This is a genomic window from Asanoa sp. NPDC050611 (assembly GCF_040654855.1).
Classification (GTDB): Bacteria; Actinomycetota; Actinomycetes; order Mycobacteriales; family Micromonosporaceae; genus Asanoa.
In genome coordinates, this window is sequence record NZ_JBFAIU010000373.1 from 1 (window position 1) to 6,934 (window position 6,934).

The following is a 6,934-nucleotide window of genomic DNA, read 5'->3' on the forward strand; positions in this document are numbered from 1 at the left end:
CGATCCTCGGCGCGAAACGGCCGGCGGACACCCCCGTCGGCGTCGTCCGCGACGCGTCCCGGCCGGGCCAGCGCGTGCACGTCACGACGCTCGCGACGCTCGCCGCTGATCCGTCCATCGTGGACATGCACTCGGTCGTGCTGGTCGGTTCGAGCCGCAGCCGGCTGGTGGCCGGGCGGATGGTCACACCGCGGGAGTACGCATGGCTGTCGTGAAGCGCACCGTGCACCCGATCGAGGCGGAGTCCTACCGGATCCTGCGCGCCGAGGCCGACACCGCCGGGCTGCCGCCGTACACCCGGGACGTGGTCGAACGGATCATCCACACCACCGCGGACCCGGGCTGGCTCACCGACCTGGTGAGCGACGAGACCGCGCTGTCGGCGGGCGCGGCCGCGCTGGCCGGCGGCGCTCCGCTCGTCACCGACGTCACCATGGTCGCGGCCGGCGTCACCGGATATCCGGCGACCTGCCTCGTGGCGGCGCCGGAGGCGGCGGCCCTCGCGCACGACACGGGAATGACCCGGTCCGCGGCCGGGATCAGGCTCGCCGCGGCGCGGCACCCCGACGGCGCCGTCTGGGTGGTCGGCAACGCACCGACGGCGCTCACCGAGCTGATCCGGCTCGACGTCCGGCCCGCGCTGGTGATCGGCCTGCCGGTCGGCTACGTCGGCGCGGCCGAGTCCAAGGCTGCGCTGCGCGGCACCGCGTTGCCGCAACTGTCCAACCGATCGGCGCGTGGCGGTGCGGCCGTCGCCGCCGCCGCCGTCAACGCCCTGCTGTACGGAGACCCGCTCGCATGACCACTCCCCTGCTCATCGCCGGCCACGGCACCACCGACCCCGAGGGCGCGGACGACTTCCGCCGTTTCGTGGCCCGGGTGGGCCGGAGTCTCGACGTGCCCGTCGCGGGCGGCTTCATCGAGCTGTCCCCGCCGCCGGTCAAGGAGGCGGTCGCCGAGCTCGTCCGCGCCGGCGTGCGGCGGCTGGCGTGCGTGCCCCTGATGCTGGTCGCGGCCGGGCACGCCAAGGGCGACATCCCCGGTTCGCTGGCCGCCGAACGGGCGCGCCATCCCGGGCTGACCTTCGCCTACGGGCGGCCGCTCGGCCCGCACCCGGGCGTACTGGCGCTGCTGCGCGAACGGCTGGCGGCCGCCGGACCGGAGACCACCGTGCTGCTGGTCGGGCGCGGCTCGACCGACCCGGACGCCAACGCCGAGGTGGCCAAGGTGGCCCGCCTGCTGGCCGAGACGACCGACGTGGCGGGCGTGGAGTACGCGTTCGTCTCACTGGCCGAACCCGGCGTCCTGGCCGGCCTCGACCGGTGCCGCGCGCTCGGCGCCGGCCGCGTGGTCGTGCTCCCCTACTTCCTCTTCACCGGCGTGCTGCCGCGCCGGGTCGCCGCGCAGGCGGCCGAGTGGGCGGACGCGCGCGGCGGCGACGTCACCACCGCCGACGTGATCGGTGACTGCGCCGGCCTGGCCGAGATCGTGGTCGAGCGTTACCACGAGGCACTGGGCGGGGACATCCGCGCCAACTGCGACACGTGCAAGTACCGGATAGCGCTGCCGTTCCACGAGCACGCGGTCGGCGCCGCGCAGGTGCCGCACACGCATCCGGCCGACCACCACCACTGAGGGCGGCGGCCGGCCGGACGGTCAGGCCGACGCGGTGAGCACGGCCTCGCGGCGCAGGCTCCGCTCCACGAGGGCACCGAGGCCCAGGCCGAGCGTGGACCAGACGACCACCTGCGTCCCGAGCGACGCGAGTCGGAAGTTCCACAGCACGAGCGGGGAGAAGCCCTCCGGGATCTCCTCGATCGACGGCAGCAGGACCTGCGCCACCGCGACGACGGCGACGAAGGCCAGCGCGCCCAGGACGGCCGCGTTCCACGTGCCGAACCGGGCCACCTGCGACCGTCCGATGTAGACCGCGAGCGCCAGTGAGGCGAGCGCGATCACCAGCATCAGGAAATACAAAGACGTACGCCGGCCGATCGTGTCTTCGGAGCCGGTGGCGGGTGGGTTGGCCGGGTACTTCAGCCACGGCACCAGCGCGACGGTGACGAAGCCGGCGAGGCCGACCAGCGCCGCCGTCGCCTGCGGGCCGAGCCGGCCGAGCCGCCCGTACGCCGCGGCGAACACCATCGAGAAGATCCCGCCGAGTGCGACGCCGTAGATCAGCGTGGCGGTGAGCAGGCCGAGCGTGCTCTGCACGGCCCGGCTCACCAGCTCGGGCTCACCGACGACCTCGGAATGGGCCTCCTCGAACGCGATCGCCGCGTCGATCGGGCCTTCGCCGACGAAGTAGGCGAACAGGAACGCGAGCACGCCGGCGGCCAGTCCCACCAGCATGCCGCGGATCAGCAACGAACGGGGGGACAGCACGACCGCCCCGCCCGTCAGTGGCAGGGGAAGCCGAGCAGGTGGCGGCCGTCGTGCACGAACTCGTGCACCGCACTGCCGCCGATCACGTGGAATACGCCCTGCTCGGTGCCGACGAAGTAGAGCAGCGCGATCGCGAGCACGGCGCCGAACAGGAGCCAGGGCTGGAGCTGACGCCACGGGATGGCCACCGGCTGGACGGCCGGGCGGGGGGTGGCGGAAGACGAGATGCTGGACACGAAACGAACCTCCTCGGGATCACGCGTCCCACGACGGGTTTCGGTGACGGCGGAGGGTCTGACTCCCACGCGCAAGCGTGGTCACAGTGGCGCGACCGCGCCGGAGTTGCACCGGCTTCCTACCGTCGTCACGTTGACCCGGACGCTACGGTCGGCCTTGCCGGGGTGTCAACCGCGTGAGACCTGCTCGACAGTTGACGCAAGGTCGCCCTCGCGGACCGGGGATAACCGGGGCGCCGATAACGCCTCCGCCGCGCGGCACGGTGGACCGCATGACATTGCGAACACACGGGATCGGCCGGCAGGGCCTGACCGCGTCCGTCGAAGGACTCGGCACCTTCGGCCTCACCGCCGCGTACGGCACCCGCGACGACGCCGAGTCCACCGCCACCATCCACCGCGCGCTCGACCTCGGCGTGACCATGTTCGACACCGCCGACTTCTACGGCCTCGGCGGCGCCGAGCGGCTGCTCGGCCGGGCGCTGGCGGGCCGGCGGGACGAGGCGGTCATCGCCACCAAGGTCGGCGGCGTGACCCTCGACGAGGAGGACAAGCTCGTCGGGTACGCGAACGGGCGGCCGGCATACCTGCGGACGGCGGTCGAGCGCTCGCTGCGCCGGCTCGGCGTGGACCACATCGACCTGCTCTACCTGCACCGGGTCGACCCCGCGGTGCCGGTCGAGGAGAGCTTCGGCGCCCTGGGCGAGTTGGTGGCCGAGGGCAAGGTGAGCTACCTGGGCATCAGCGAGGCCGCGCCGCGGAGCATCCGCCGCGCGCACGCCACCGCGCCGCTGTCGGCGGTGCAGACCGAGTACTCGCTGTTCAGCCGGGACGTCGAGGTCAACGGGGTGCTCGCCACCACCCGTGAGCTGGGTGTGGGCTTCGTGGCCTACGCGCCGCTGGGCCGGGGCTTCCTGTCCGGCGACATCCGTACGGTCGCCGACCTGCCGGAGAACGACTTCCGCCGCACCTGGCCCCGGATGGCCGAGGGGAACCTGGAACGCAACCTGGTGCTCGTGGACCGCATCCGCGCCGTCGCGGAGCGGGCGGGCGTCAGCGCGGCCCAGCTCGCACTAGCGTGGGTGCTGGGGCAGGGCAGCACCGCGATCCCGGGCACCAAGCGCCGCGGCTACCTCGAAGCCAACGTCGCCGCGGCGGGGATCGGGCTGACGCCGGCCGTGCTGGCGGAGCTGAGCGCGGCGGTGCCGGTCGGGGCGGCGGCCGGCAATCGCTACACGCCCCAGGCCATGGCCGCGATCGACAAGTGAGGCAAGAGTGGCACGCGGGGAGCTGGGCGACTTCCTGCGCAGTCGCCGGGAGGCGCTGCGGCCGTCCGACGTGGGCATCCCGTCGGGCGGCCGGCGCCGGACCCCCGGGCTGCGCCGGGAAGAGGTGGCGTTGCTCGCCAACCTGTCCGTCGACTACTACGAGCGGCTCGAACAGTCCCGCGCGGGCACGCCGTCGGAGGCCCTGCTCGGCGCGCTGGCCCGGGCGCTGCGCCTGTCGGTCGAGGAGCGCGACTACCTCTACCGGCTCGCCGGCTACGCCGCACCCAACCCCGGAACCGTCACCGGGTACGTCGACCCGGCGCTGCTGTTCCTGCTCGACGCGCTCGACGACGTGCCGGCGCACGTGATGGACGACCTGACCACCACGCTCGCGCAGAACGCCCTGAGCCGGGCCCTGCTCGGCCGGTGGACCGACGGCGACGAGCGGTCGCGGAACGTGATCTGGCGGTGGTTCACGGACCCGGAGTCCCGCGCCCTGAACGCGCCGGAGGAGCACGAGTCGCTGGGCCGCGGCTACGTCGCCGACCTGCGGGCCGCCGCCGCCCGCCGTGGCACCGACCCGGTCGTGGCGCAACTCGTCGCCGACCTCGAGGCGGCCAGCCCGGAGTTCGCCCGGTACTGGACCGACATGCAGGTGGCACCGCTGCACAGCACCCGCAAGCTGATCGTCCATCCCCGCGCGGGCAGCCTGGACGTGCAGTGCGACTTCGTCCGCAGCGAGAGCACCGGCCAGCGGCTCGTCATCTTCCGGCCGCAGCCCGGCTCGCACACCGCCGACAGCTTCGAGTTCCTCCGCGTCATCGGCGACCTCGGCCGTCCTTACGTCGCCGAGTGACCCAGGCCGGCCTGCACGCGGAACTCCTCGGTGTCGTGCAGGTGCGGGAAGGGCTCATCCGGCACGGGTACGCCCAGGGCACGCGCCAACGGCTCCCAGCCGTCCTGGCCGAGCCGCCACTCCACGAGCCGCCCGGCCGGGATCTCCCGGCGCACGGCGGCGATCCGGTCCGCGTACATCCGCTCCATCCAGGCCCGGTCCGCGAACCGCCCCTGGAAGTCGCCCTGCCAGATCAGCCGCTCGATGACGTGCCGGAAGGCGGGCGGCGGCACGAGCCCGTCCGGCCGGGGCCCGAGCGTGCCGGCCCGGGCCGCCTGGCGGACCGCCCAGATGGTGCGCTCGCAGCTGCGGTAGAAGCCGTCGAAGTCGCGCCAGTTGAGCAGCACGGGCGCGTCCGGGAACGCGGCGCAGATCTCCCGCCACCGGCTGCAGGCCGGCCAGTCGACGGTGGACTCCCAGCCGGCGAAGACCTCGTGCCAGTCGACGGTCGCGCCGTCGGCCACGCGCTGCCAGTGTGCGCCCGCGCGCGCCTGTGCGCCGTCCCGCAGCACCTGCATGTGCAGGCACGGGCCAGCGCCCAGCCGCTCGAGGGCCGCGCGCAACGACACGGTGCCGGTGCGCCCGAACCCCACTCCAATGATCTTCATGAATGGCCACCATACCGGCGACCGATCAGGAGGTCGTTTCGACCGAAGGCTTCAGAACCACCGAGTCCCAGTTCCGTTTCACGCTCCCTCCAGGTAACGTCTGACCCGAGTTAGGCAAGGCTAACCTAAAGGGAGGTCGTGTTGGAGGCCCCAACTCCACACCTGTTCGGCCGGTCCACAGTGGCGACGTTCCAACACGACGTCGCGCGTGCCGCCGCCGCCGTGGCGGAACGCGTACGCACCGTGCGCCGCCCCTACTCGGGCGCGAGCCTGACCGACCTGCAGGGCCTGGTGGACGCCGTCGACCTCGACCGGCCGCTCGGCGACACCGACGCCGCCCTCGACGAGGTCGCCCGCCTCTACCTCGACCACGCGGTCTGGTTCCACGAGCCCGGCTACGTGGCCCACCTGAACTGCCCGGTCGCCCTCCCCGCGCTCAGCGCCGAGGTGCTGCTCGCCGCGGTCAACTCGTCCGTCGACACCTACGACCAGAGCACGACCGGCACGCTGATCGAGCGCCGGCTCGTCGACTGGGCCGCCGGCCGGATCGGCTTCGGCCCGGCCGCCGACGGCGTCTTCACCAGCGGGGGCACGCAGTCCAACCTGCACGGCCTGCTCCTCGCCCGCGAGGCGAGCCCGGCCGGCGACCTGTCCCGCATGCGCATCCTGGCCACGGCCGAGGCCCACTTCAGCGTGACCCAGGCGGCGATCCTGCTCGGGCTCGGCCGCGACGCCGTGGTCGGGGTCGGCACCGACGCCGCCGGCCGGATGAACCCGGCGGAACTGGCCCGCACGCTCGACGACCTCGTCGGCTACGGGCTCGTGCCGATCGCCGTCGTCGCCACCGCCGGCACCACCGACCTCGGCTGCGTCGACCCGATCGTCGAGATCGCCGACGCGTGCGCCAACCGGGGCGTCTGGCTGCACGTCGACGCCGCGTACGGCTGCGGCCTGCTGGTCTCCGCCCGCCGCCGGCACCTGCTCGACGGCATCGAGCGGGCCGACTCGGTCACGGTCGACTTCCACAAGAGCTTCTTCCAGCCGATCAGCTCCAGCGCGATCATCGTGCGCCACGCGGCCGCGATGCGCCGGATCGCCCACCACGCCGACTACCTGAACCCGCGCACGGCCACCGTCCCGAACCAGGTCGACAAGAGCCTGCAGACGACCCGCCGGTTCGACGCGCTCAAGCTCTGGATGACGCTGCGCACGGTCGGCGCGGAGCAGCTCGGCGCGATGTTCGACCGCGTGGTCGACCTCGCCGACGACGCACACCGGCTGCTCACCGACGACCCGGAGTTCGAGGTGGCCGCGGCGCCGACGTTGAGCACGGTGCTGTTCCGCTACCACCCGGCCGCGCTCGACGACGCCGGCTGCGACGACCTGACGCCGCGGCTGCGGGCCCACCTGTTCGCGGGCGGCGAGGCGATCATCGCCGGCACGACCCGCGGCGGCCGGCCGTGGCTCAAGTTCACGCTGCTCAACCCGATGACCACGGTCGAGCACCTGCGGGCCGTGCTCGACCGGGTCCGCGCGGCCGGC

General features: G+C 73.6%; 7 protein-coding genes, 2 pseudogenes and 1 riboswitch. Of the genes and pseudogenes, 6 read left to right on the plus strand and 3 right to left on the minus strand.

What is annotated here, in order from left to right:
- The 3 genes and pseudogenes from AB0H87_RS35385 to AB0H87_RS35395 all read left to right on the plus strand — a co-directional run.
- Positions 1-215 (plus strand): annotated as a pseudogene (locus AB0H87_RS35385) (precorrin-3B C(17)-methyltransferase); the annotation flags it as partial.
- Positions 212-802: a precorrin-8X methylmutase gene (locus tag AB0H87_RS35390; protein WP_360155986.1), complete on the plus strand. Its 591-nt coding sequence runs from the start codon at positions 212-214 to the stop codon at positions 800-802. The pseudogene AB0H87_RS35385 and the gene AB0H87_RS35390, both read left to right, overlap by 4 nt.
- Positions 799-1,569 (plus strand): annotated as a pseudogene (locus AB0H87_RS35395) (sirohydrochlorin chelatase); the annotation flags it as partial. The gene AB0H87_RS35390 and the pseudogene AB0H87_RS35395, both read left to right, overlap by 4 nt.
- Positions 1,570-1,656: 87 nt before the next feature.
- On the opposite strand, the gene AB0H87_RS35400 reads toward AB0H87_RS35395, so the two are convergent.
- Complete coding sequence (locus AB0H87_RS35400) at positions 1,657-2,385, minus strand: CbtA family protein (RefSeq protein ID WP_360155972.1); 729 nt, start codon at positions 2,383-2,385, stop codon at positions 1,657-1,659.
- A 14-nt stretch (positions 2,386-2,399) separates the two neighbouring features.
- The gene (locus AB0H87_RS35405; protein WP_360155974.1) at positions 2,400-2,621 is read right to left on the minus strand and encodes a CbtB domain-containing protein; all 222 of its coding nucleotides are present in this window, start codon (positions 2,619-2,621) and stop codon (positions 2,400-2,402) included.
- Between the two features lie 43 nt (positions 2,622-2,664).
- Positions 2,665-2,753, minus strand: a riboswitch (adenosylcobalamin (AdoCbl) riboswitch).
- A 140-nt stretch (positions 2,754-2,893) separates the two neighbouring features.
- On the opposite strand from AB0H87_RS35405, the gene AB0H87_RS35410 reads away from it, so the two are divergent.
- Both AB0H87_RS35410 and AB0H87_RS35415 read left to right on the plus strand, forming a co-directional pair.
- Positions 2,894-3,889 carry an aldo/keto reductase gene (locus tag AB0H87_RS35410; protein ID WP_360155977.1) on the plus strand — a complete coding sequence of 332 codons (996 nt, stop codon included), beginning with the start codon at positions 2,894-2,896 and terminating at the stop codon, positions 3,887-3,889.
- Between the two features lie 7 nt (positions 3,890-3,896).
- Positions 3,897-4,745 carry a helix-turn-helix transcriptional regulator gene (locus AB0H87_RS35415; RefSeq protein ID WP_360155980.1) on the plus strand — a complete coding sequence of 283 codons (849 nt, stop codon included), beginning with the start codon at positions 3,897-3,899 and terminating at the stop codon, positions 4,743-4,745.
- On the opposite strand, the gene AB0H87_RS35420 is transcribed toward AB0H87_RS35415, so the two are convergent.
- A complete protein-coding gene (locus AB0H87_RS35420) occupies positions 4,730-5,392 on the minus strand; it encodes a sulfotransferase family protein (RefSeq protein ID WP_360155983.1) in 663 nt (220 codons plus the stop codon). The two genes, AB0H87_RS35415 and AB0H87_RS35420, sit on opposite strands and share 16 nt — an antisense overlap.
- 162 nt (positions 5,393-5,554) lie before the next feature.
- Here AB0H87_RS35420 and AB0H87_RS35425 point away from each other — a divergent pair.
- Positions 5,555-6,934: aspartate aminotransferase family protein (locus AB0H87_RS35425; RefSeq protein ID WP_360155989.1), on the plus strand; the 1,380-nt coding region annotated here is incomplete at its 3' end.

Excerpts from the sequence above, each read along its gene's own strand:
- AB0H87_RS35410 (WP_360155977.1), top strand. The coding sequence starts at position 2,894 with ATGACATTGCGAACACACGGGATCGGCCGGCAGGGCCTGACCGCGTCC.
- AB0H87_RS35420 (WP_360155983.1), bottom strand. The coding sequence starts at position 5,392 with ATGAAGATCATTGGAGTGGGGTTCGGGCGCACCGGCACCGTGTCGTTG.